The sequence below is a fragment of the Lysobacter sp. TAB13 genome (assembly GCF_052113885.1).
Classification (GTDB): Bacteria; Pseudomonadota; Gammaproteobacteria; order Xanthomonadales; family Xanthomonadaceae; genus Lysobacter; species Lysobacter gummosus.
Window position 1 is genome coordinate 1 of record NZ_JBFRDR010000001.1, and the last position, 21446, is coordinate 21446.

Annotated in this window: 18 protein-coding genes; 6 read left to right on the forward strand and 12 right to left on the reverse strand. The window is 66.1% G+C overall.

Annotated elements, in window-relative coordinates; genetic code table 11:
* Positions 1–2219 (reverse strand): non-ribosomal peptide synthetase (locus AB4Y92_RS00005; RefSeq protein ID WP_441817772.1); only part of this gene is annotated, 2219 nt, incomplete at its 3' end.
* 526 nt (positions 2220–2745) lie between these two features.
* Here AB4Y92_RS00005 and AB4Y92_RS00010 point away from each other — a divergent pair.
* The 3 genes from AB4Y92_RS00010 (at position 2746) to AB4Y92_RS00020 (ending at position 4854) form a co-directional block, all read left to right on the forward strand.
* Positions 2746–3279, forward strand: coding sequence for a hypothetical protein (locus AB4Y92_RS00010; RefSeq protein ID WP_441817773.1), 534 nt, complete (start codon positions 2746–2748; stop codon positions 3277–3279).
* A complete protein-coding gene (locus tag AB4Y92_RS00015) occupies positions 3276–3551 on the forward strand; it encodes a hypothetical protein (RefSeq protein WP_441817774.1) in 276 nt (91 codons plus the stop codon). The genes AB4Y92_RS00010 and AB4Y92_RS00015 overlap by 4 nt, the downstream gene beginning before the upstream one ends.
* 340 nt (positions 3552–3891) lie before the next feature.
* Complete coding sequence (locus tag AB4Y92_RS00020) at positions 3892–4854, forward strand: acyltransferase domain-containing protein (RefSeq protein WP_441817775.1); 963 nt, start codon at positions 3892–3894, stop codon at positions 4852–4854.
* Positions 4855–4943: 89 nt separating this feature from the next.
* On the opposite strand, the gene AB4Y92_RS00025 is transcribed toward AB4Y92_RS00020, so the two are convergent.
* Together AB4Y92_RS00025 and AB4Y92_RS00030 are read right to left on the reverse strand one after the other, a co-directional pair.
* The gene (locus AB4Y92_RS00025) at positions 4944–5705 is read right to left on the reverse strand and encodes a metallophosphoesterase family protein (protein ID WP_441817776.1); all 762 of its coding nucleotides are present in this window, start codon (positions 5703–5705) and stop codon (positions 4944–4946) included.
* A 237-nt stretch (positions 5706–5942) separates the two neighbouring features.
* The gene (locus AB4Y92_RS00030; protein WP_441817777.1) at positions 5943–6089 is read right to left on the reverse strand and encodes a hypothetical protein; all 147 of its coding nucleotides are present in this window, start codon (positions 6087–6089) and stop codon (positions 5943–5945) included.
* Positions 6090–6347: 258 nt separating this feature from the next.
* Between AB4Y92_RS00030 and AB4Y92_RS00035 the strand changes: the two genes are divergently transcribed.
* Positions 6348–7859, forward strand: coding sequence for a discoidin domain-containing protein (locus tag AB4Y92_RS00035; RefSeq protein WP_441817778.1), 1512 nt, complete (start codon positions 6348–6350; stop codon positions 7857–7859).
* 107 nt (positions 7860–7966) lie between these two features.
* Here the strand turns inward: AB4Y92_RS00035 and AB4Y92_RS00040 are convergent, their stop codons facing one another.
* Together AB4Y92_RS00040 and AB4Y92_RS00045 are read right to left on the reverse strand one after the other, a co-directional pair.
* The gene (locus AB4Y92_RS00040; protein WP_441817779.1) at positions 7967–8572 is read right to left on the reverse strand and encodes a LysM peptidoglycan-binding domain-containing protein; all 606 of its coding nucleotides are present in this window, start codon (positions 8570–8572) and stop codon (positions 7967–7969) included.
* A 197-nt stretch (positions 8573–8769) separates the two neighbouring features.
* Entirely contained in the window at positions 8770–9384 is a 615-nt protein-coding gene (locus AB4Y92_RS00045; RefSeq protein WP_441817780.1) for a LysE family translocator, read from the reverse strand.
* A 104-nt stretch (positions 9385–9488) separates the two neighbouring features.
* Here AB4Y92_RS00045 and AB4Y92_RS00050 point away from each other — a divergent pair, with 104 nt between their 5' ends.
* Positions 9489–9953, forward strand: coding sequence for an Lrp/AsnC family transcriptional regulator (locus AB4Y92_RS00050; protein WP_057942909.1), 465 nt, complete (start codon positions 9489–9491; stop codon positions 9951–9953).
* Positions 9954–10318: 365 nt separating this feature from the next.
* The gene (locus tag AB4Y92_RS00055; RefSeq protein ID WP_441817781.1) at positions 10319–12547 is read left to right on the forward strand and encodes a S8 family serine peptidase; all 2229 of its coding nucleotides are present in this window, start codon (positions 10319–10321) and stop codon (positions 12545–12547) included.
* Between the two features lie 184 nt (positions 12548–12731).
* On the opposite strand, the gene AB4Y92_RS00060 is transcribed toward AB4Y92_RS00055, so the two are convergent.
* Genes AB4Y92_RS00060 through AB4Y92_RS00090 form a run of 7 tightly spaced genes read right to left on the reverse strand, consistent with a single transcriptional unit; the run spans position 12732 to position 20990 of the window.
* The gene (locus AB4Y92_RS00060) at positions 12732–13745 is read right to left on the reverse strand and encodes a GGDEF domain-containing response regulator (protein ID WP_441817782.1); all 1014 of its coding nucleotides are present in this window, start codon (positions 13743–13745) and stop codon (positions 12732–12734) included.
* Positions 13742–14761, reverse strand: coding sequence for a chemotaxis response regulator protein-glutamate methylesterase (locus AB4Y92_RS00065; protein ID WP_441817783.1), 1020 nt, complete (start codon positions 14759–14761; stop codon positions 13742–13744). The genes AB4Y92_RS00060 and AB4Y92_RS00065 overlap by 4 nt, the downstream gene beginning before the upstream one ends.
* Complete coding sequence (locus AB4Y92_RS00070; protein ID WP_441817784.1) at positions 14758–16998, reverse strand: hybrid sensor histidine kinase/response regulator; 2241 nt, start codon at positions 16996–16998, stop codon at positions 14758–14760. Before AB4Y92_RS00070 ends, AB4Y92_RS00065 begins: the two co-directional genes overlap by 4 nt.
* Entirely contained in the window at positions 16995–17585 is a 591-nt protein-coding gene (locus tag AB4Y92_RS00075; RefSeq protein WP_441817785.1) for a chemotaxis protein CheW, read from the reverse strand. Before AB4Y92_RS00075 ends, AB4Y92_RS00070 begins: the two co-directional genes overlap by 4 nt.
* Positions 17582–18862 (reverse strand): CheR family methyltransferase, encoded by a 1281-nt coding sequence (locus tag AB4Y92_RS00080; protein ID WP_441817786.1) that lies wholly within the window; start codon positions 18860–18862, stop codon positions 17582–17584. Before AB4Y92_RS00080 ends, AB4Y92_RS00075 begins: the two co-directional genes overlap by 4 nt.
* The gene (locus tag AB4Y92_RS00085) at positions 18859–19323 is read right to left on the reverse strand and encodes a chemotaxis protein CheW (RefSeq protein ID WP_441817787.1); all 465 of its coding nucleotides are present in this window, start codon (positions 19321–19323) and stop codon (positions 18859–18861) included. Before AB4Y92_RS00085 ends, AB4Y92_RS00080 begins: the two co-directional genes overlap by 4 nt.
* Before the next feature lie 47 nt (positions 19324–19370).
* Positions 19371–20990 (reverse strand): methyl-accepting chemotaxis protein, encoded by a 1620-nt coding sequence (locus tag AB4Y92_RS00090; protein WP_441817788.1) that lies wholly within the window; start codon positions 20988–20990, stop codon positions 19371–19373.
* Positions 20991–21446 lie beyond the last annotated feature (456 nt).

Genomic DNA, 21446 nt, shown 5'->3' on the forward strand with positions numbered 1-21446 from the left:
CCGTCCAGCACCAGCGTCTCCACCTCGATCGTCGCTTCGCGCCAGACCACCTGCACCGGTTCGGGCAGGCCTTCCCACTGCACCGCGGTGCGCAGCACGTCGTGACGGTCGATCACCGTCTGCAGCGCTTCCACGAAGCCGTCCAGGCGCTCGCGCGAGTCGAAGGCGAGCGTGGTCGATAGCAGATAGGGATCGCCCTGCTGATGCAGCAAGTGATGGAATAGGATGCCTTCCTGCAACGGCGCCAGCGGATAGATGTCCTGGATATTGGCCGCGCCGCCGGGCACGGCATCGACGATGCGGGCCAGTTGCTCGGCATCCAACGCCACCAGCGGCAGCATTTGCGGGGTCAGTTCGGTGCAGCCCGGCTCAATGCCGTTGGCCGGCACCGGCACTTCGCGCCAGTCGCGCTGCCGCGCCTGCTCCACTGCCTGCGCCAGCGCCGACAGGGTCGGCTGCGCGAACAAGGTACGGATATCCGCGTACAGCTGCTGATGGCGCATGCGCTCCATCAACTGCACCGCGAGCAGCGAGTGGCCGCCGAGTTCGAAGAAATGATCCTGACGGCCGACCTGTTCGACTTGCAGCAGCTCGGACCAGATCTGCGCCAGCGCGGTTTCCACCGCGCCGTGCGGCGCTTCATACGCACGCTGCGCGTAGGCGTCGCCTTCCGGCGCCGGCAAGGCGCGGCGGTCGAGTTTTCCGTTCGGCGTCAGCGGCAGGCGCTCTAGCGTCACATAAGCCGCGGGCACCATGTAGTCGGGCAGTTCGCGCGCCAGCGCGGCGCGCAGGCCCGCGGTCTGCGGCAACGCATCGCCGACCAGATACGCGACCAGGCGCTTATCGCCCGGGCTGTCTTCGCGCGCGTGCACCACCGCTTCGCTGACGCCGGGCAGCTTCGCCAGCTGCGCTTCGATCTCGCCCAGCTCGATGCGGAAGCCGCGGATCTTGACCTGATGATCGTTACGGCCGAGAAACTCGATCGTGCCGTCGGGCAACCAGCGGCCGAGATCGCCGGTGCGATACATCCGCGCGCCAGCACGGCCGGCGAAGGGATCGGCAAGGAAACGCTCGCGTGTCAGTTCGGGGCGATTGAGATAGCCGCGCGCCACGCTGGCGCCGCCGATATGGATTTCACCGGCTTCGCCTGCGGCCACCTGCGCTCCGTCCGCGTCCAGCAGATAGATCGAAGTGTTAGCGATCGGACGTCCGATGTGCAGCACCTTGTCGTCGGCGCGCACGCGGCCCGAGGTCGCCACCACCGTGGTTTCGGTCGGGCCGTAATTGTTGATCAGCTCATACGGCAGATCCTTGCCGGGCAGACGGCTCAGACGATCGCCGCCGGTCAGCAGACGGCGCAGCGGTTTGCCCGGCTGCGCGCGTGCCATCGCCATCTCCGCGAACGCGGTGACCAGAAAGCTGCTGTGCAGATCCTGCGATTGCCACCATTGCAGCAAGGCCATCGGATCGCCGGCCAGCGCGGCCGGCGCCAACACTAGCGTGGCGCCCATGCACAAGGTCGGCCAGATTTCCCACGCGCAGGCATCGAAAGCAAGACCGGCCATGCACGAACTGCGTTCGTTGCGCTGCAGTGGAAACGCCTGGCAGTGCCACTCGATCAGGTTACGCAGATTGCGATGCTCCACCATCACGCCCTTGGGCTGACCGGTGGAGCCGGAGGTGTAGATCACGTACGCCAGATGCTCATGCGCGGCGCCGGATTCCTCGCGCGCAAGATCGTGCGACGGCAACTGCTCCCACGGCCGCTGCGGCTGTTCCAGCGCGACGGCGATCGGCCCGGCCGGCATGGGCGCGAAATCGTTCTGCGCCTGCACGGTGAGCAAGATCCTGGCGCCGCTGTCGGCGACCATGTAGTTCAGTCTTTCGCGCGGATAGGCCGGGTCCAGCGGCAGATAAGCCGCGCCGGCCTTGGTCACCGCGAGCATCGCGATAATCATTTCCGCGCAGCGCGGCATGCAGATGGCGACGCGATCGTCGGGATCGATACCGAGCCCGCGAAGGTGGCGCGCCAGCTGATTGGCGCGCCTGTTCACTTCGGCATAGCTCAGATCGCGTCCGTCGTGCTGGATCGCGATACTCGATGGAGCCAATTCGACCTGCCTCTCGAACAGCTCGTGCGCGCACGGATACTCGCGAGGGGATTGATCCCGGTCAATCGGGTCGGCCAGAACTTTCTGACGGTTGGTGTCCGTTCTCATCGATTTTCCATTAAGTGGCTCCGCACCTCCCGCCGTACAGCCATCGCCGTGGCAATAAGGTATGGATTGCAAGTTTCGAGTCGTTTCGTGTGCGAAAACCCCTGAAAAACCGGGCTTTTGGCAAATCCGGACAACACTCCGCCGTCAGGCGCGCGCACTCGGTGTGCAGGCGCGAACCCGGGAAGGATTTATCGATCGGTTAGTGATTGCGGCGGCCAGCGCCCGGCACTAATGGTGCATGTCGCTACATGACACTGTCTTGTACATAAATCATGAGAGTTCGAAATTTGATCATGCCGAAAGAAACCGCGCGAATGCGCGGCGCGCATAAAACCATCCGGAGGCCTGGAAAAGCCCCGGAAATCGAGATAAATATCTAACGCTCGGGATGAGGGATGAAACCGAATTTCCGGCTGCGCGAGAAGCCGGCGACCGTCGCAACGGTCTCCCCATCCGCTGGGTGTTTGTCCATGCAGTACATCGCGCTCTACGGAATTAAATATAAAGTTATGGAATCACATGTTGTGTGATGCCTTTCTGGTTTGGCCTTTCCGCTGCAGTTTTTGCTGTGATAGCTGTCAAAGTAGTGATTGAACATGACAACGCGTTAGATGCATCGCTGCTTGAAAGGTTGATGAAAGCATCACGCGATGATCGCTTCGCGAATACGATGAGTCGCAACGACAGCGTTGTGAAAGACTTCAAGAATCGAAGGCGGCATGACACATCGATTCTTCGAGGCGTGATCGCACGCACACGCACCATGCAAGACTACCCAAGTGAGGTCGCGCGCGAACTTTCGCATCTTCATCGCGCGAGCCGAGCGCTGTCGCAGCGGTTACGACACATGCGTCATCGATGTGCGCGCATCGCGATTTACCCATGCGCACATGGTCGCGATGACAATGATCACTTCATTGCGAGAAGCGACAGCTGGCCGACAGCCGCAAGCTATCGGCACCGGCATCGCCGGGCGACAAATGGAAGAAATACCCGGGAAAACACCGGTTTCCGGCGCAGCGCCGCCTGTCGTTCAGCAACAAGAACGCGCGGCAGATGATCGCCGGAGACGTGCGCGTCGGCATTGCTCCGGATGGAGCATACGCTTCAATGAGTTTGTGTCTGGTCGTGACAGCGCCGCGCGACGGCGGCGATGCCGCTGCCTCGCGCGGCGGCGCCCGCGAGTTACATTTCTACGACAAGAACCGACAGAACCTGCATACCTGTCGATACGACGGCATCCACGCGATCGCTGCGAGCCGCGCACCAGCTTGCGCGATTGCTCGACGAAGGAGCGCGCCGGGTCGCAACAAAAGTGAGGCATCGGTGTGACGCGATCAGCCATCCAATTCACCACCGCGCCGAACAAGGCCGCCTTGGAACAGATGCAGCGGTGCCGGCACCGAACACACCACGCGCGACCCGCGGCGAATTTCGTGGCCGTGCCGGAATCGACCCGGCGCGCGCCCTGTCCTGGCCGGCACCCGCAAAATCAGCCGAATCACAAAATGATTTGTGCTGCCGTGTCACAGTAATCCCGGGCATCAGAGCAGCACGGCATACGCACAGATACCCCTGATTAAAGGGACTTGCCCTTGCATCCGCCCTCGTAGCGGCCATCGGCAACGGTTATCCTGCTGCGCTCGCCACCGCCCGCATCCAGGACAGATTAATGACGGCCAAGACGGTATTCATGTTTTCCGGGCAGGGGTCGCAATATTTCCAGATGGGCAAACAGTTATTCGAAACCAGTGAAGTTTTTCGTCACTGGATGATTCGCCTGGACAAGCTGGCGCGGGAAATGGCCGGAACGCCGGTGATCGATGCGGTGTATGCATCGCCGCGCACCGACAGCTTCGATCGCACGCTCAAGACCCATCCGGCGATCTTCATCCTCGAATACTCGCTCGCGCAGTGCCTGATCCGCGACGGCATCGAGCCCGACCTGGTGCTGGGCGCGAGCCTGGGTTCCTTCGCCGCCGCCGCGGTGGCCGGCCATCTTGGTGTCGAAGACGCCCTGGCCGCGGTCGTGCAGCAGGCGATCGCCCTGGAAGAGACCTGCCAGCGCGGCGGCATGATCGCGGTCCTGACCGGACGCGAGCTGTTCGAGCAGGACTGGCTGCGCGGCCACGCCGAACTGGCGGCGGACAACTTCGCCACCCATTTCGCCCTCGCCGCGCCGCAGGCCCGGCTGGACGAGATCGAAGAACAACTGCGTGCGCGCGGCCTCGCTCATCAGCGTCTGGCGGTGTCGTTCGCTTTCCATTCGCGCTGGATCGATCCGGCGCAGGCCACGTTCGAGGCGTTCATGCATTCGGTTCCGCGCGGCCGCGGGCACCTGCCGCTGGTGTGCTGCGAACAGGCGGCGGTGCTGACGGACCTGCCGGACGATTTCTTCTGGCGCGCGGTGCGCCGGCCGATCCGCCTGCGCGACACCATCGCGCAGTTGGAAAGCCAGGGGCCGCATCGCTATATCGATGTCGGCCCGTCCGGCACCATGGCGACCTTTGCCAAGTACGCCCTGCCCGCCGGCAGCGCATCGACGGTGCATCCGGCGCTGACGCCGTATGGGCAGGACTTGAAAAACATGGCGACGTTGCGGGCCGCGTGCACGGGGTCGGCCGTCTCGACTTGACGCAACGCGCGTCCTGGACCGGATCACCGGCAACGCCGGCCACAGGTCGGCTGCGGCACCGCCTCGTCCTCACGCGCATGCCCACGAGCTCACAACGTTCCTATGCAGACCAGTTGCTTGGCGGTGATCATATCTTCGTGCGGATAGCCGAAGGCGTTGTTGAAGTACTCCACGCCATCGATGCGGACCTTGCGATTGATGTGGCTGTGGCCGTAGACGTGCGCCACCGATCCGAGCCGGCGCAGCTGCGCGTCCAGCCGCGTGCTGCCCAGCACCGGATCGAGGATGCGATGGTGGGCCGGCACATATGACGGCACCAGATCGAGCCTGGGCAGGAAGTGCGAGAACGTCATCACGCGATCGACGCCGGCCGGCGCTTCGCTCAAGTTCATCGCGGCGAAATGCGCGGCGACGTTCGCCGGATCGAACCCGGGCGGCCAGCGGCAGGCATAGAAGTCGCTCCAGCGCTGCAGCAGGTCTTCGCCGGGTTCGCCGAAGGAATAGTCGTACCACCCCAGCAGCGGCGCGATCAGTGTCCCGTTGGCCAGGTACGGACGCATCGACACGCCGCAGTCGGCGGCGGTGGCGACCACTTCGTCGAACTTCTGCAACGAAGTCTTGCCCGGCGCCTCGCCCATCACCCACAAATCGTGATTGCCCGGGACGAACAAAACCTGGGCGAAGCGCTGCGCGAATTCGCTCAGGCACCACGCCAGCAGCGGCCGGCGATGGGTGATGTCGCCGGCCAGGATCAGCAGATCGCCCCGATAGTCCGCGGCGGACAGGCCGCGCAGCCACTTGGCGTTGTCGTCGTGATCGACATGGACATCGGACAGAGCAAATATGCGCATCGCGTCGCTGGATCGCCGGCCGGCGACTGATCGGGATAGAAGTACCCGTTATAGCCTTTCTATGCATCGCTGCGCGACGGCCGAACGACACCGCCATCCCGGTGCGTGTGTGCGGAACCGGACAATCCATCGGCGTGGGCCGGACCTGGGCACCGACGCCGTGCGACGGGTCCAGGCCACGGCATGCACGCGGCTTACCTGGGCGGTAAGGTCACCCCATTCTGCCGCGCCCATATTTCAGCACGGCTGTTGCAACTGGCTGTTGAAGGGCGCGCCGTTGAGCTTGCTCAGATCGCCATCGACGCTGTCGAGCACCTTGTGCGCGACATCGCCCATATTGCTGAGCAATTCGCCGCCGTAGTCGCTGCCCAGGCTGTTGAGCATGCTACGAGGTCAGGTCGCACCTTCCCTGCCGCCCGCAAGCCGCCCGCGACAACGCGGAGCGAGAACTGCGAACCAATGCTCCGAATTCGCGTCCGCGAACGCCGAGCGGCCGCATCGGCCTGCCCTGGCTCTGCTTAATCTGCTGTTTGGATCGATCTAAGTCGCTGAATACGCGCCTTCTTCGCCGCCCCGCCGCGCCGGAAGACACGGCACCCGATCCATCCGCCGGCCATTCCTTCCAAGTGAAAAGGACCTTGCATGAAACCGAGCCACCGTCTTACTCCATCCAAACGCCTGCAAGCCGCGAGCGCGCTGCTGCTGTGCCTGGGCGTCGTCGATGCCGCCAGCGCCGCCAATCTGGCCTTGAACAAACCCGCCACGGGCTCGGCCTCGTGCAACGCCAATGAAGGCCCGGCCAAGGCCTTCAACGGCAGCACCGGCGGCGGCAACAGCGACAAGTTCTGCTCGTCGGCCAGCAGCAAATGGCTGCAGGTCGATCTGGGTTCGAGCAAATCGATCTCCGCCTTCACGATCAAGCATGCCGGCGCCGGCGGCGAGCCGGCGTCGTTCAACAGCAAGAACTTCAACATCCAGACCTCGGCCAACGGCAGCGCCTGGAGCACCGCGGTCACCGTCAGCAACAACACCGCCAACGTCAGCACCCACACTGTCGCGGCGATCAGCGCGCGCTACGTCCGCCTCAACATCACCACCCCGACCCAGACCAGCGACAGCGCGGCGCGCATTTACGAATTCGAAGTCAACGACGCGCCGCCGGCGACGGAGAAGCTTGTGCAGGTGCTGGATCAGGTGCCGCAATTCGGCATCTACCGCAGCACCGAGCCGACCACCTACACCCCGCCGGCCGGCGTGCTGATGTGGAAGCGCGGCACCGAGTTCGCGCGCAAGCTCAGCGACGCGGAGAAAGCCAAGATCGGCGACGACGTCGCCCTGCGCATCACCTATCACGCCCAATGCGATCCCTACGATCGCTTCGCTTCGGCGTTCTTCATCAGCACGGCCAAGGGTGTGGAGCCGACGGTGGATACGCCGCGGGTGACCTTCACCGATTTCATCTCGCCCTTCAGCGACATGTGGCAAGGCGCGAAAGCGACCCGGGTGTATCCCGACGCGCCGATGGACCCGTATGCCGCGGCGCTGGCCAATCCCGATCGCGACATCTGGGTCGGCATCAGCGGCGGCTCCAATCCGCAGTACGGCGGCGATGCCTGCGAACAGCACGGCGTGACCGATCCGGCGATCGCCGAGGTCGGCTTCAAGTATTCGCTGGCGCTGGTCTCGACCAAGACGCTCACCCCGGGCAGCGATCCGGACGTGATCGGCCTGCTGTCGCGTTCATCTGAAAAGGACGATGCCATCGCCACAGCGACCACCGCGCACACCGCCAACCTGGGCATCGCGACCCTCGCGGTCAGCATCGCCGGCTACGGCGCGGCCTCCGGCGGCCAGGAGTACACCAACACCAATATCGCGGTGAAACTCAACGGCGCGCAGATCGCCACCTTCAGCACCAAGATCGACTGCGCCAACTACGAGCAATTCAGCCCGCGCGGCAATCCGGGGATCTTCCGCAACAACAACACCACCAATCCCAGGAGCTGGTGCCCGGGCGCGCTGGTGCCGATGCGTTATTTCGATCTGGGCGACATCACCGGCAAGACGTTGCAGGTCGGCCTGAGCGTCGGCAATCCTTCACCGTGGACCGCCGACTCGCAGTACGTCACCAGCGTGAGCGTGCTGGAGCATTGATCGCATGAAAACGCGCCGGCCGCCGTCGCGGGCGGCCGGCGCTGCGTCCCCGAAAACAAACGGCGCGCCATGAGCGCGCCGTTTGCCGTTTGCCTCGCGCGGTGCGCTCAGAATTCGTTGTTGATCTCGTTGGAACGCTCCTGCGCCGCTTCGCGCGCGACCTTCGCCAGTTCCGGTTTGCCTTGCGCCTCGTAGCGCTGGGCGATCTGCTCGCCGAGGGCGACCGCTGCCTTGCCATAGGCTTCGCGACTGTTGCCGGTGAAGGCCGCGCTGCTCTCGATCTCGGCCTGCACCGCTTCGCTGAATTCGTGCCGCGTCGATGTGGTGGCCTCGGCCTTGTCCTGCGCGTCCTGGCGGCTGGTGTTGGGCGTCTTGTCGTCGGCCAGCGCGGCTTCGTAGTTCGCCGCCGCGGTGGCGGTGGCCTTGGATTCCGGGCCCGGCGCGAACACCACTTCGCCCGGATACACCAGATCGGGATTGCGCGTGCCCGGGTTCGACGCCGGGTCCTGACTGAACTGCGGATTGGCCGCGAGCAACTGCTCCAGCGACACGCCGTTGGCGGCGGCGATCTGGGTGAGGTTGTCGCCCGGCTGCACCACGATGGGTTTCATGCCCGCCGGCGTTGCGACCTGCCCGGTTTCGATCTCGGACTTGGTGTTGACCAGCGCGCCCAATTGCGGGCCCGAGTAAGACGGGCCATTCAAAGTCGTCATGCGTTGCCTCGAATTGTTGGGAGAAGTGAGCTGGGGAGGTCCGGCTGGCGACATTTCAGCCGATGGGTGTCACAGCACACAGCTGGGGACAACCCTAGTTTTCAAGGAATGCGCGCATCGGGATGCGCTGTTGAATGTCTGTGCACATCCAATGGCTCGCAGCGGCGAAACTCTGCCTTCAGCGCGATTGCGCCGCGTCAATCGCGGGCCAATACGAGCGCGGCGATGGCCACCATGCCGCCGGATACGCCTTCCACCCAGCGACGCCGGCGATCGCTGAAACCGCCGCCGCGGCCGCGGCGCAATCCCAGCAACACACTCAAGCCGGCGTAGACCAGCGCGCACAACGCGATGAAGATCGCCGACAGCGCCATCGCCTGCGCCGCGGCGGGTTCGTCGGCGCGCATGAACTGCGGCAGGATCGCGAAGTAGATCATCATGCCCTTGGGATTGAGCACCGCGGTCAGCAAGCCGCGGCGGAACTGGCCGCCGCGCCCGGCCGCTTGCAGGCCGAGGGAACCCGTTTTCATCGCCGAACGGATCAGGCGCACGGCCAGGTAGGCCAGATACGCCACGCCGATCCAGCGCAGCGCTTCGAACAACCATGGCGAGGCGGCGATGATCGCCGCCAGTCCCAGCGCCACCAACAGCGAATGCACCGCATAACCGGTGCAGACCCCGGCGGTGGCGCGCAGGCCCGCGGCCGCGTCGCCGTTGAGGGCCTGCGAGGCGATGAACAGCATGTCCGGCCCCGGCGTGCAGATCAGCGGGAGCACGGTGACGGCGAACAGCAGCAGCGGGGTCGGTTCCATGCCGATAGCGTACGCGGCAAGGCCCGCAATCGGGTTGCGAATATTGCGCCAGATACTGATAAATTGGCATTTAGTGCCAATCTATTATCTTTGGGGATAATCCGATGCCAACCCAGCTGGACGAGATCGACCGGCGCATCCTGCGCGCCCTGCAACGCGACGGCCGCCAGCAGAACACCGAGCTGGCGCAGGAAGTCGGACTGTCGCCCTCGCCCTGCCTGCGGCGGGTGCGGCTGCTGGAAGAAGCCGGCGTGATCGAGCGCTATGTCGCCGTGCTCAACGCGGCCAAGGTCGGCATCGGCATGACCTTGTTCACCCGCGTCTGGCTGACCGCGCAGGACGCCGACACCATCGAGCATTTCATCGAGGCGATGAAGCGGCTGCCGCAGGTGATGGAGTGCTACATCATGCTCGGCGAAAGCGACGCGCTGCTGCGCGTGGTGGTCGAAGACCTGGATGGTTACCGGCAATTCCAGACCCGTCATCTGACCCGCGCCAACGGCATCCAGAACGTGAAGACCGATCTGCCCAGCCAGATCGTCAAGCAGAGTTACGCGTTGCCGTTGTGAACGTGCGCGGTGTTTGCGCGCACAGCCGTTCGTCAACCTCGCTCACACATTGAGCGAGCGCTGCGTCGCCATCGCTGGATGATGCGGTTGCGACAGTCCCGCGCGCTCACGCTTTGCGAACTCGAAACAGCGCGCCGCGCGTTGAATTTATATCGATGAACCGCGCGACGCCTCGCCGACATGGATTCGCCACCTGCGTCACTGCCGTTGCGACCGGGCGAATCTAGACTTGAACCATCAAGGCGACACGGATCACGTCGCCTCCAGGATTCGAGACGCGCAAGGGATTGCCACACTCGCCTGCCGCCTTCGAATGGCTGCCCGCGCCCCGCGGGAATTCTCAGTCCATGCACGAGGGATCACCCATGTCCGACCATCGTTCCGTACCTCTGAACGCGCTTGCGCTCGCCACCGGCGCGGCCTTGTCGTTGCTCGTGTGTCTGCCGGCCGCCGCCGGCCAGGCCAATCTGACCGGCGTCACGCCGGGCGCGAACTTCAATCAGTTCATCGTCAAATACAAGGACGGCGCGGCCGAACGCAGCGACGCGCTCGCGCGCAAGCGCGGGCTCGACGGCATCGCCGGCGCGTTCGGCAAGCTCCAGGGCCGCGCGGTGAACCTGAGCCACAAGCGGCGCATGGCGATCGGCTACGACGTGATTCGCAGCGATCGCGAACTCGACAGCGTCGCCGCCGAGGCGCTGATCCGCCGCCTCGCCGCCGATCCCAATATCGAATCGGTGCAGGCCGACGCGCAGATGCATGCGTTGTTCACGCCCAACGATCCGTTGTACCCGCAGCAATGGCATTACTACCAAGCCACCGGCGGCCTCAACCTGCCGCCTGCCTGGGACATCGCCAACGGCAGCGGCGTGACGGTCGCGGTGATCGACAGCGGCATCCTCGGCCACGCCGATCTCAACGCCAACCTCGTCGCCGGCTACGATTTCGTCAGCTCCACCAGCGCCGGCAACGGCGGCTCGGGCGACGGCAACGGCCGCGACGCGGACCCGACCGATTCGTCCAACGTCCAGCACGGCACGCACGTCGCCGGCACCATCGCGGCGACGACCAACAACGGCGTCGGCGTGGCCGGCGTCGCGTTCGGCGCCAAGGTTTCGCCGCTGCGCGTGCTCGGCAACGGCGGCTACGGCAGCCTGTCCGATATCGCCGACGCCATCGTCTGGGCTTCGGGCGCGGCGGTGCCCGGCGTGCCGGCCAATGCCAATCCGGCCAAGGTCATCAACCTCAGCCTCGGCGGTGGCGGCGCTTGCGACGCGGTGTATCAAAACGCCATCAACACCGCGGTTTCGCGCGGCACGGTGCTGGCGATCGCGGCCGGCAACAGCAACTCGGACGTGTCCGGTTTCCGCCCGGCCAATTGCGCCAACGTGGTCGCGATCGCGGCCAACGACATCGGCGGCAATCGCGCGTACTACTCCAACTACGGCGCCGGCATCGACGTGACCGCGCCCGGCGGCGAAACCGCGGTGGCCGGCGAAGGCGTGCTGTCCACCGTCGGCGGCGGCAACTACGGCTGGTACCAGGGCACTTCGATGGCGGCGCCGCACGTCGCCGGCGTGGCCGCGCTGATCCTCAGCCGCGCCAACAAGACGCCGGCGGAAGTCGAATCGATCCTGAAATCGACCGCTCGCGCCTTGCCGGGCACGTGCGCGGGCGGTTGCGGCGCGGGCATCGTCAACGCCGCTGCCGCGGTCAATGCGGTGTCGCCGCAGGCGCCCACGCTGTACACGATCTACAAGCAGGGCGCATCGTCCAAGACCGAGGTGCATGCGCTCAACGGCGCCGACGGGTATCAATCCTTCCTCTCCCACACCGCCACCACTCTAAGCCAGACCGGCGTGGATCAGTCGTGGATCTTCGATCTGGGCGATTACAACGGCGACGGCGTCAAGGATCTTTACTCGATCGCCAAGCAAGGCGCCTCGGGCAAGACCGAAGTGCACGTGCTCAACGGCGCCGACGGGTATCAGAGCTTCCTCAGCCACATCGCCACCGGCCTGAGCCAGAGCGGCAACGATGCCGGCTGGCTGTTCAACGTCGGCGACTACAACCGCGACGGCACGCTGGACTTGTACGCCATCGCCCGCCAGGGCGCTTCGGGCAAGACCGAGGTCCACGTGCTCAACGGCGCCGACGGCTTCCAGACCTTCCTCGCCCACACCGCGACCGCGCTGTCGCAGACCGGCGCCGGCAACGACTGGGCCTTCGATGTCGCCGATTACAACCGCGACGGCGTGCTCGACCTGTACGCGTTCTCGAAACAGGGCGCGTCGGGCAAGACCGAGGTGCATGTGCTCAACGGCGCCGATAATTACCAGAGTTTCATCGCCCACTTGGCGACGGGCTTGCACCAGACCGGCAGCGATCTGGGCTGGAGCTTCGATCTGGGCGACTACAACGGCGACGGCACCCTGGACTTGTACGCCATCGCCCGCCAGGGCGGCTCGGGCCGGACCGAAGCGCATGTGCTCGACGGCGCCGGCAGCTTCCAGAACTTCAGCGCGCATATCGCCACGGCGTTGCAGCAGACGGGCAACGATGGTTCGTGGCTGTTCCTGACCGGCCAGCGCTGACCGATCCGCGTATCGATCCACAACGGGGCGGTCGCTTCGGCGATCGCCCCTTTTTCATGGCCGACGATAGACCGTGCCGGCGAAAGCGGCGAACGCAGTTGCTCGAAGTCGAGTGCGAGGCGACCGACGCGCCGTCGCTGCCGTAGCGCCGCCCCGCCCTCGCCTCGCGCCGTACCGCGCCGGCTCAGCCCAACTCGCGCAGAACCGCCTGGTTCTTGCCCAGGCGCTTGGCCTCGTACAACGCCAGATCCGCGCTCTCCAGCAACGGCCCGTAAGAATCGATGCGGCTGAGCGCGCACGAGGCGCCGCCGACGCTGACGGTGATGCGCTCGGTCGTCGCGCCCTTGTTCGGAATGCCCAGCTCGTACACGCTGGTGCAGATCTGCTCGGCCACGCGGCTGGCGCCTTCGAACGAGGTCGACGGCAGGATCAGCGAGAACTCTTCGCCGCCGTAGCGCGCGGCCACGTCGGCCGGACGCTGCGCGCAGCGCTGGATCGCCAGCGCGACCGCCTTGAGCGCTTCGTCGCCGGCCAGATGGCCGTAGATGTCGTTGTAGACCTTGAAATTGTCCACATCGATCATGAGGATGGAAAAATCGCGGCGCTCGTTGGCGGCCCGGCGCCATTCCTGATCGAGGTAACTGTCGAGATAACGCCGGTTGTTGAGCCCGGTGAGTCCGTCCACGTCGCTGAGCCGGCGCAGGGTCTCGTTCAATTCCAGCAGCATCTGCTGGCTCTCGCGCAGCGCCTGATAAGCGATGTCGCGCTCGACCTGGTTGAGATAGGCCTGGGAATGATGTCGGATGCGCGCGATCAGCTCGATCGGATCGGGCAGCTTGACCAGATAGTCGGCCGCGCCGGTGGCGAAGGCCTGGCTCTTGACCGCGGCGTCTTCCTTGCTCGACAGCACCACGATCGGCACGTTGCGCAAGGTGGCGTGGACCCGGTACAGATGCACCAGGGTCATGCCGTCCACGTCGGGCATCACCAGGTCCTGCATGATCACCGTGGGCTGCAGCGCTTCGGCCATGGCGATGGCTTCGGCCGCCGAGCTGCAGTAGTGGAATTCGATGTCCAGTTCTTTCGCGATGGCGCGGCGCACCGCTTCGCCGATGAACGGCTGGTCATCGACCAGCAGCACGCGGCAGCGGCGTTCGTGCGGCAATCCGGACGGACGGTTCAAGGGAGGTACGGTCATTTGGATACGTTCCTGGTGTCTGCGCAGAGCATCCGCAGCTTTGAGGCGATTTGATTCAACGCGAGGATATCGACCGCGGCGCCGCGGTCGGCGGCGGCCTTGGGCATGCCGTACACGGCGCTGCTGGCGCGATCCTGGGCGATGGTGTGATGGCCGCGCAGGCGCAGCGATTCCAGGCCGCGGGCGCCGTCGCGGCCCATGCCGGTCAGCAGCACGCCGACGATTTCGCCGGACCACTGCCGGTTGATGCTGTCGAAGAACACATCGACCGAGGGCCGGTAGGGTTGATCGACCGGTTCGCGGGTGTATTCCAGGGTGCCGCCGGTTTCCATCACCAGATGTTCGTTGGTTCCGGCCAACAGCACCGTGCCGGCGACCGGGCGTTCGCCCGGAATCGCCAGGCGCACCGGATTGCTCGAAAAACGGTTCAGCCAGTCGGCCATGCTCAAGGCGAATTTTTCGTCGATGTGCTGGACGATGACGATCGCGGCGGGAAAGTTCGCCGGCAATCCGCCCAGCAGTTCCACCAGCGCGGCCGGGCCGCCCGCGGAGGCGCCGATGGCGATCAGGCGCTTGGTGCCGTTGGCGCGCGCGGGCGCGCGGTGCGGGCGACGCACCGGCGCATCGCCGACCAGCCGGCCGATCAGGTCGATCTTGGCCAGCAGTTCCATCGCCCCGGCCTGATCGCCGTTGGCCAGGCTGGGAACGTCGGTGGCGTCCATCGCGCCGTAGCCCATCGCTTCGAACACCAGCGGCGCGTTGCCGCCGACGCTGGCGGTGACGATCAAGATCGCGCACGGGCTGGCGGCCATGATCTGCCGGGTCGCCTCGACGCCGCCGATGCCGGGCATCAGCAGATCCATCAGCACCAGATCCGGCGGATCCTCGGCGCAGCGCTTGACCGCGTCCTCGCCGTTGGACGCGGTCCAGGCCACGCTGTGTTCGCGGCGCTGGGCGATGGCGCGGCGCAAGGCCTCCACCGCGAGCGCCAGATCGTTGACGATGCCGATCCTCATGGCGCGGCCTCGCCGATCAGGTCCACCACCGCCTGCAGCAACGCTTCTTCATGGAAGCCGCCCTTGGTCAGATAGAAATCCGCGCCGGCCTCCAGGCCGCGGCGGCGGTCTTCCTCGCGGTCCTTGTAGGAGACGATCATCACCGGCACCGCGCGCAGGCGCGGGTCTTTCTTGATCAGGCTCACCAGCTCGATGCCGTCCATGCGCGGCATGTCGATATCGGTGACCACCAGATCGAAATGCCCGGTGCGTACCGCGTTCCAGCCGTCCATTCCGTCCACCGCCACCTCGACGGCGTAGCCGCCGTTCTCGATCAGTTTGCGTTCCAGTTCGCGCACGGTCAGCGAATCGTCCACCACCAGCACGCGCTTGCGTTCGGCCATCTGCGCGTGATCCTGATAGCGCAGTTGGGCCAGTCGGCCGGTGGAGACCAGACGCTCGACCGAGCGCACCAGATCGTCTACATCGACGATCAACACCGGCGTGCCGTCGTCGAGCAAGGCGCCGGCGCTGATGTCCTTGACCTTGCCCAACTGGCCGGGCAGCGGCTGCACCACCAGTTCGCTGACGCCGCGGTAGCGATCCACGGCCAGCCCGTATTCGTGCACGCTGCCGGCGGTGCCGACCACGATCACCTGCAGTTGCTCCGGCGAAGTCTGCGCGTCGGCGCCGCCTAACACCTGCGAGGCCGATACCAGGCCGATGCTGCGGCCGTTCAACTGGAAGTGCTGGCGGCCTTCGAGCATGCGCACCTCATCGCGCGGCACCATCACCGTGCAGGTGATCTGGGTCAGCGGGAACGCATACGGTTCGCCGCCGATTTCCACCACCAGCGCGCGCAGCACCGAGGTGGTCAGCGGCAACTGCAACTGGAAACGCGAGCCGCCGCCGGGCCGCGAGGACAGGCGCACGCTGCCGCGCAGTTGCTTGACCATGTTCTGGACCGCGTCCAGGCCCACGCCGCGTCCGGAGATTTCCGTGACCACCTCGCGCAGGGTGAAGCCAGGCAGGAACAGGAATTCCATCAACTCCGCTTCGCTGAGCTGGGCGGCGGTGGCTTCGTCGGCCAGACGGCGGGCGACGACGATCTGGCGAATGCGTTCCAGGTCGATGCCGCGGCCGTCGTCTTCGACGGTGATTTCCAGCAGCCCGGAGACGTGGTGCGCTTCCAGGCGGATGGTGCCGGCGGCCGGCTTGTCGGCGGCGCCGCGCTGCTCGGCCGATTCGATGCCGTGATCGACCGCGTTGCGCAGCAGATGGCCCAGCGGCGCTTCCAGCTTGGCCAACACGTCGCGATCGACCTGGGTCTTGGCGCCGACGATTTCCAGGTGCGCCTGCTTGCCCAACTCGCGCGCCAGATCGCGGACCATGCGCTTGAAGGCGTGGGTGCCGTCGGCGAACGGGCGCATGTGGCTGGACAGGGCTTCGTCGTACAGACGATGGGCGACGCTGGCGGTGCGGCGTTCGAACAGATCCAGCTGGGCGATGCGGTCGGTCAGCATTCGCTGCGATTCGGCCGCCAGCGAGCGCGCTTCCATCAACAAGGCGGTGGCGCGCTGATCGCGCGACAGCCCGGGCGTATCGGCCAGCTTGTCCAACGCCAGCGCGTTGTCGCGCTGCAAACGCTTGAGCCGGCTCAGCGAGCGGATGTACGGGTCCAGCCAGCGCGACACCACCAGCGATTCGCCGGCCAGTCCGAGCAGGCGGTTGAGGCTGCGCGCGGTGATGCGCAGGACGCGCTCGTCGCCGGGCTGATCGCCGGCCGGCGCCGGATCGGCCGCGGCCGCGGTTTCGCTGGCGGGCGCCGATGGCGGCGCGGACTCGGCCTCGGGCGTCAGCGCCGCGGCCAAGGTCGCGCAATAGCTTTGCGCCTGCGGCGCGTCGTCGCGCATCCACGGTTCGGATTCCTCCGGCGGCGTGGCGGCGATGCGGCTGAGCAGGTCCACGCCGCTCAACAGCGCGTCGATGGCCTGATGGCCCAGCACGATCCGCCGCTCCTGCGCGGCGACCAGGCAATCCTCCATGACGTGCGCGACCGCCACCGCCGCCGACAGGCCCAGGATGCGCGCGGCGCCCTTGATCGAATGGGCCGCGCGCATGCATGACTCCAGCTCCGCGGCCGAGCCGGGTCGGGTTTCCAGCACCAGCAGGCCTTCGGTCAATACCTGCGCCTGCCCTTCCACTTCCATCCGGAACAGGTCGTGCAGCGAATAATCCTGGAGATTGCCTGTGCTCATCCCAGCCGCCGGTTGATCGCGCTCAACACCAGATCGCCGTCGAGCAGGCCGACTTTGCGTTCGCCGACGGCCACCACGCCGGTGCTGAAGGGAGAATCCGACAACGCCACCGTGCCCGGCACGTTGCCGACGCCGGCCGGATCGTAGCGATGCGAGCCGTGCACTTCGTCGGATTCGAACGCCAGCCGCTGCTCGCGCGCCGACAGCACCACCAGCCGTTTGCTCAGCAGATTGCGCCCGCGCTCCGGCGCCGGCTGGCTCACATCGAGCTGCAGCAGCGATTCCAGAGCGACGCACACAGTGAGCTGGCCGCGCACGTTGACCAGACCGCGCACCAGCCCTTCGCGCCGGTGCGGCAGGCTATGGATCGGCCGCGGCTCGATGACTTCATCGACCATCCACGCCGGCAGCCCGAGCCATTCGCCGCCCAGGCGGAACACGAACAGCGAACCGGTCAGGGCGCGCAGGTCTTCGGCGCGGGTAGCGATGTGGCGCGCGGCCTGCTGCAGTTCATCGCCTTCCGGCGCGCGCCCGAGCAGCCGGGCGACGGCGCTTTGCGCGGCTTCGCTCGCGGGCTTGTCGTTCATTGCGATTCCTGCCTGCCGACGGCGGCGCTGCGGCAGCGTTGCGCGCGCAGGCGCAGCACGCGTCCGCCGGCCGCGTCACCGCGGGTTTCGAGCAGCAGGGCCAGGTGCATCAACGCCTCTTCATGACAAGGCTCCAGGTACAGGACCTTGCGGAAATGGTCTTCGGCGGCGCTGTCGCGGCCGAGCGCGCCGTGGATCAGGCCGCTCAGGTACAGCGCGCGCGCCGACGCGGAATGGGTTTGCAGGTAGGCCTCGCACGCCGTCGCCGCCTCGGCGAAGCGGCCGTTGTCGGCCAGGGCCTGGGCGCGGTCCAGCAAGGATTCGTCCACGGCCTGCGCGGGCGACGGCGGCGGTGCGGGCCGCGCCGGCGGCGTTGGCCGCACCGCCGCCGACAGCGCGCGCGGCAACGGCGCGGGCCGGGCCGATGCGATCGCGGTGACGGTCTTGCGCGGCGCCGGCGCGGCGATGTCCACCGCGGGCTTGGGCGGCGCCTTGCGGAAGGCGAACGCCATCGGGAATTGCGCGGAGACGAAACCTTCCGCCAGCATCAGGCTCGCTTCGGAAGGACCGACGAACAACAAGCCCTGCGGCCGCAACAGCCGGCGCAGAATCTCGACCGTGCGCACCTGGGTCTGGGCATCGAAATAGATCAGCAGATTGCGGCAGAAGATCGCGTCGTACAGCGCTTCGCCGGGCAGGAAGGCGATATCGAGCACGTTGCCCTGGATGAAGCGCACCCGCGAGCGGATCGACGCCGGCAAGCGCCAGGCGCCGTCTTCGAGATGGAAATGGCGATCGCGAAAGCCCAGCTCGCGGCCGCGGAACGAGTTGCTGCCGTAGGCGCCGTGACGGGCCTTGCTCAGCGCGCGTTCGCTGATGTCGACGGCATCAACGTCCAAGCGGTCGATCGGGAATCCCGCATCGAGCAAGGCCATGACCACCGTGTACGGTTCTTCGCCGCTGGAGCACGGCAGGCTCAGCGCGCGCAGGCGTTCGCCCGGATGGCTGGCCGCCCACAGCGGATCGTAGTGATGGCTCAGCGCGGCGAAGGCCTGGTTGTCGCGGAAGAACCAGGTTTCCGGCACCACCACCGCTTCGATCAGTTCCTGCTGCTCCAGCTGCGAGGCGCGCAGCAGATGCCAGTACGCAGTGAGGTCGGCGCGCTCGCTAGCGCTTATGCGCCGCTGCACCGCGCGTTCGACCACGCCCGGGCCGATGCTGGCCGCGTCCAGCCCCATCGTGTGCTTGAGCCATTGCTGGAAACCTTCCGGCGTCATACGTCGGCGACCGTCGGCTGGAACAGAATCGCCTGCACCGACTCGGGCAGCAGGCTGCGCACGCGCACGCGCTGGATCAGGCCGCGCGCATCGCTGGCGACCTCGCCCAGATACGGAGCCTGCGGATGATCGACGCCGGCCGCTTCGAACGCGGCCGGGTCCATCCGCACCGTTTCCAGCACCTGCTCGGCGATCAGGCCCAGTTTGCGCGTGGCGCCGTCGTCCATCGGGTAATGCACCACGATCACCCGGGTGCTGCGCAGGGCGCGCGCGTCGCGGCCCAGCGCCAGCCGGCACAGATCGATCAGCGGCACCAGTTCGCCGCGGTAATCGAACACGCCGGCCACCGCCGCCGGCGCCTGCGGGATCGCCTTGGCCTGCATCAGCGGCAACACCGACACCACCTGCGCGGCGTCGATGGCGTAACGGTCGCGGTCCAGATGGAAGACGAGCAGCAACACAGCATCGTTCTCCAGAGAATGGGCTTGCCCGGCCATGCGTTCGCGGATCAGGCCTGCAACTTGAACTTCGAGACTCCGTCGCGCAGTCCGGCGCTGACCTGATGCAACTCGTCGATCGCCTGATTGGACTGCTTGAGCGCATCCACCGTCTGCTGCGCGGCTTCGCTGAGCTGCACCAGCGCCAGATTGATCTGCTCGGCGCCCGCGGCCTGCGCCTGCACGCCTTCGTTGGCGGTCTCGAAACGCGGCACCATCGCCTGCACGTGTTCGATCACCTTCGACAACTGGCCGCCGACCTGCTGCACGTCGCCGGTGCCGCGACGCACTTCCTCGGAGAATTTGTCCATGCCCATCACGCCGGCCGACACCGCCGACTGGATCTCGCGCACCATCTGCTCGATGTCCAATGTCGCCACCGCGGTCTGATCGGCGAGGCGGCGGATTTCCACCGCCACCACCGAGAACCCGCGGCCGTATTCGCCGGCCTTTTCCGCCTCGATGGCGGCGTTGAGCGACAGCAGGTTGGTCTGGTCGGCGACCTTGGTGATGGTGGTGACGACCTGGCTGATGTTGCTGGCCTTCTCCGCCAGCACCGCGAGCTTGCCGCTGATCGCCGCGGTGGCGTCGATCATGCGGCCCATCGTCTCTTCCATCTGCGCCACCCCGTCCTGGCCGTTGCCGGCCAGCATCGCGGTCTGCTCGGCGCTGGTCGCGACCGCGCCCATGGTCCGCGCCAGTTCCTTGGAGGTGGCGGCGATCTCGCGCGAGGTCGCGCCGATCTCGGTGGTGGTCGCGGCGATCTGCGCGGCGGTGGCCTGCTGTTCGCGCAGCGTGGCGGTGATTTCGTTGATCGAGGAATTGACCTGGATGCCGGAGGTCTGGATCTGCCCGACCAGTTCGGACAAATCCGTGCTCATGCGGTCGTAGCCCTGCGCGACCGCGCCGAACTCGTCGGCGCGGGTAAAGCCCAGGCGCTGGCTGAAATCGCCCTTGGCCATGATTCCGGAGGCGCGGGTCAGCCGGTCCAGCGGCAGCGTGATCGCGCGCCACAGGTAGAACCCGGCCAGGATCGCCAGCAGCAGCGCGCCGGCGAAGGTGACGGTGATCCCGATTTGCGCCGAGACCACCGCATCGTCGATGCGCTTGCCCGAGGCGACCGCCTGGGTGTAGTTGAACTTGATGATGGTGCTGATCAGCTCCACCGACTTGTTGAAGGTCGGCGTGACCTGCGCGTTGAGTATCTGCTGCAGCGCGGCCGTATCGGATTCGCCCAGCTTGATCAGCTCGGGCTGCAGCGCGAACACCTGCGTGCTCATGCTGGTCAGCGAATCGAAATTGCGGCGGTCGCCGGGGTCGTTGATGGTGACGCGATAGCGGTTCATCGCGTCATCGAAGGCCTCGCGGCGCGCGCGCATGCGCTCGGCGGCCTGGGCGCGGTCCTTGGCGTTGGGCGAGGCCAGCCCGTTCAAGGCCGTGTTATAGGAATGCCACTGGGTTTCTATCTGTCCGGAGGCATACAACCCGGGGATGGAGTCGCTGCGCAGCCGGCTTTCTTCGGCCTGGATGTGATTCAACCGCTGCAAGGCGATACCGCCCATCAGCAGCATGACCGCGATGATCACCGCGAAACTCAACATGATTCGCTGGCGAATCGTCAGATTACTCATGGCTGGTTCTCGTGAGACGCATGAAACGAATGGCCTTGCATGAATGCCGGCCGCAACCCGCCCGCGCCACGATGGCCGGGCGATGGCGCAAGCGCGCATGCCTGACCCGTCCGGCATCGCCGCGACGGCGATAACAGCTGGACCGACATCGGCGACTGGATCGAATCCGATCTCCCCTGGTCACCCGGACAGCCTCGCGGTAACCGGTTATGAACGGGCCGACGGCTTAATTTACACTTCTTGGAACGATACAGGCACATTTACAGATATTGCCTGGCACTTTTCAAATATCGACCGGCACCGGCAATGACGCGGCGGCGATCGTCGCGGTTTTCCGGGCAATATGGCCGGCTGTCCGGGCCGCGGATAAATCGAAGCGGCAACGAGGAAAACCGCCGGGGCTCCGGCGCGGCCGGTGACCGGCAGGTATCGAGAACGCCCGGCGGCCACGGGTTA

What these genes read in the sequence shown, in the direction of transcription:
- AB4Y92_RS00015 (WP_441817774.1), top strand. Translation starts at nt 3,276, where the DNA reads ATGATCGCCGGAGACGTGCGCGTCGGCATTGCTCCGGATGGAGCATAC.
- AB4Y92_RS00020 (WP_441817775.1), top strand. Translation starts at nt 3,892, where the DNA reads ATGACGGCCAAGACGGTATTCATGTTTTCCGGGCAGGGGTCGCAATAT.
- AB4Y92_RS00025 (WP_441817776.1), bottom strand. Translation starts at nt 5,705, where the DNA reads ATGCGCATATTTGCTCTGTCCGATGTCCATGTCGATCACGACGACAAC.
- AB4Y92_RS00030 (WP_441817777.1), bottom strand. Translation starts at nt 6,089, where the DNA reads ATGCTCAACAGCCTGGGCAGCGACTACGGCGGCGAATTGCTCAGCAAT.
- AB4Y92_RS00035 (WP_441817778.1), top strand. Translation starts at nt 6,348, where the DNA reads ATGAAACCGAGCCACCGTCTTACTCCATCCAAACGCCTGCAAGCCGCG.
- AB4Y92_RS00040 (WP_441817779.1), bottom strand. Translation starts at nt 8,572, where the DNA reads ATGACGACTTTGAATGGCCCGTCTTACTCGGGCCCGCAATTGGGCGCG.
- AB4Y92_RS00045 (WP_441817780.1), bottom strand. Translation starts at nt 9,384, where the DNA reads ATGGAACCGACCCCGCTGCTGCTGTTCGCCGTCACCGTGCTCCCGCTG.
- AB4Y92_RS00050 (WP_057942909.1), top strand. Translation starts at nt 9,489, where the DNA reads ATGCCAACCCAGCTGGACGAGATCGACCGGCGCATCCTGCGCGCCCTG.
- AB4Y92_RS00055 (WP_441817781.1), top strand. Translation starts at nt 10,319, where the DNA reads ATGTCCGACCATCGTTCCGTACCTCTGAACGCGCTTGCGCTCGCCACC.
- AB4Y92_RS00060 (WP_441817782.1), bottom strand. Translation starts at nt 13,745, where the DNA reads ATGACCGTACCTCCCTTGAACCGTCCGTCCGGATTGCCGCACGAACGC.
- AB4Y92_RS00065 (WP_441817783.1), bottom strand. Translation starts at nt 14,761, where the DNA reads ATGAGGATCGGCATCGTCAACGATCTGGCGCTCGCGGTGGAGGCCTTG.
- AB4Y92_RS00070 (WP_441817784.1), bottom strand. Translation starts at nt 16,998, where the DNA reads ATGAGCACAGGCAATCTCCAGGATTATTCGCTGCACGACCTGTTCCGG.
- AB4Y92_RS00075 (WP_441817785.1), bottom strand. Translation starts at nt 17,585, where the DNA reads ATGAACGACAAGCCCGCGAGCGAAGCCGCGCAAAGCGCCGTCGCCCGG.
- AB4Y92_RS00080 (WP_441817786.1), bottom strand. Translation starts at nt 18,862, where the DNA reads ATGACGCCGGAAGGTTTCCAGCAATGGCTCAAGCACACGATGGGGCTG.
- AB4Y92_RS00090 (WP_441817788.1), bottom strand. Translation starts at nt 20,990, where the DNA reads ATGAGTAATCTGACGATTCGCCAGCGAATCATGTTGAGTTTCGCGGTG.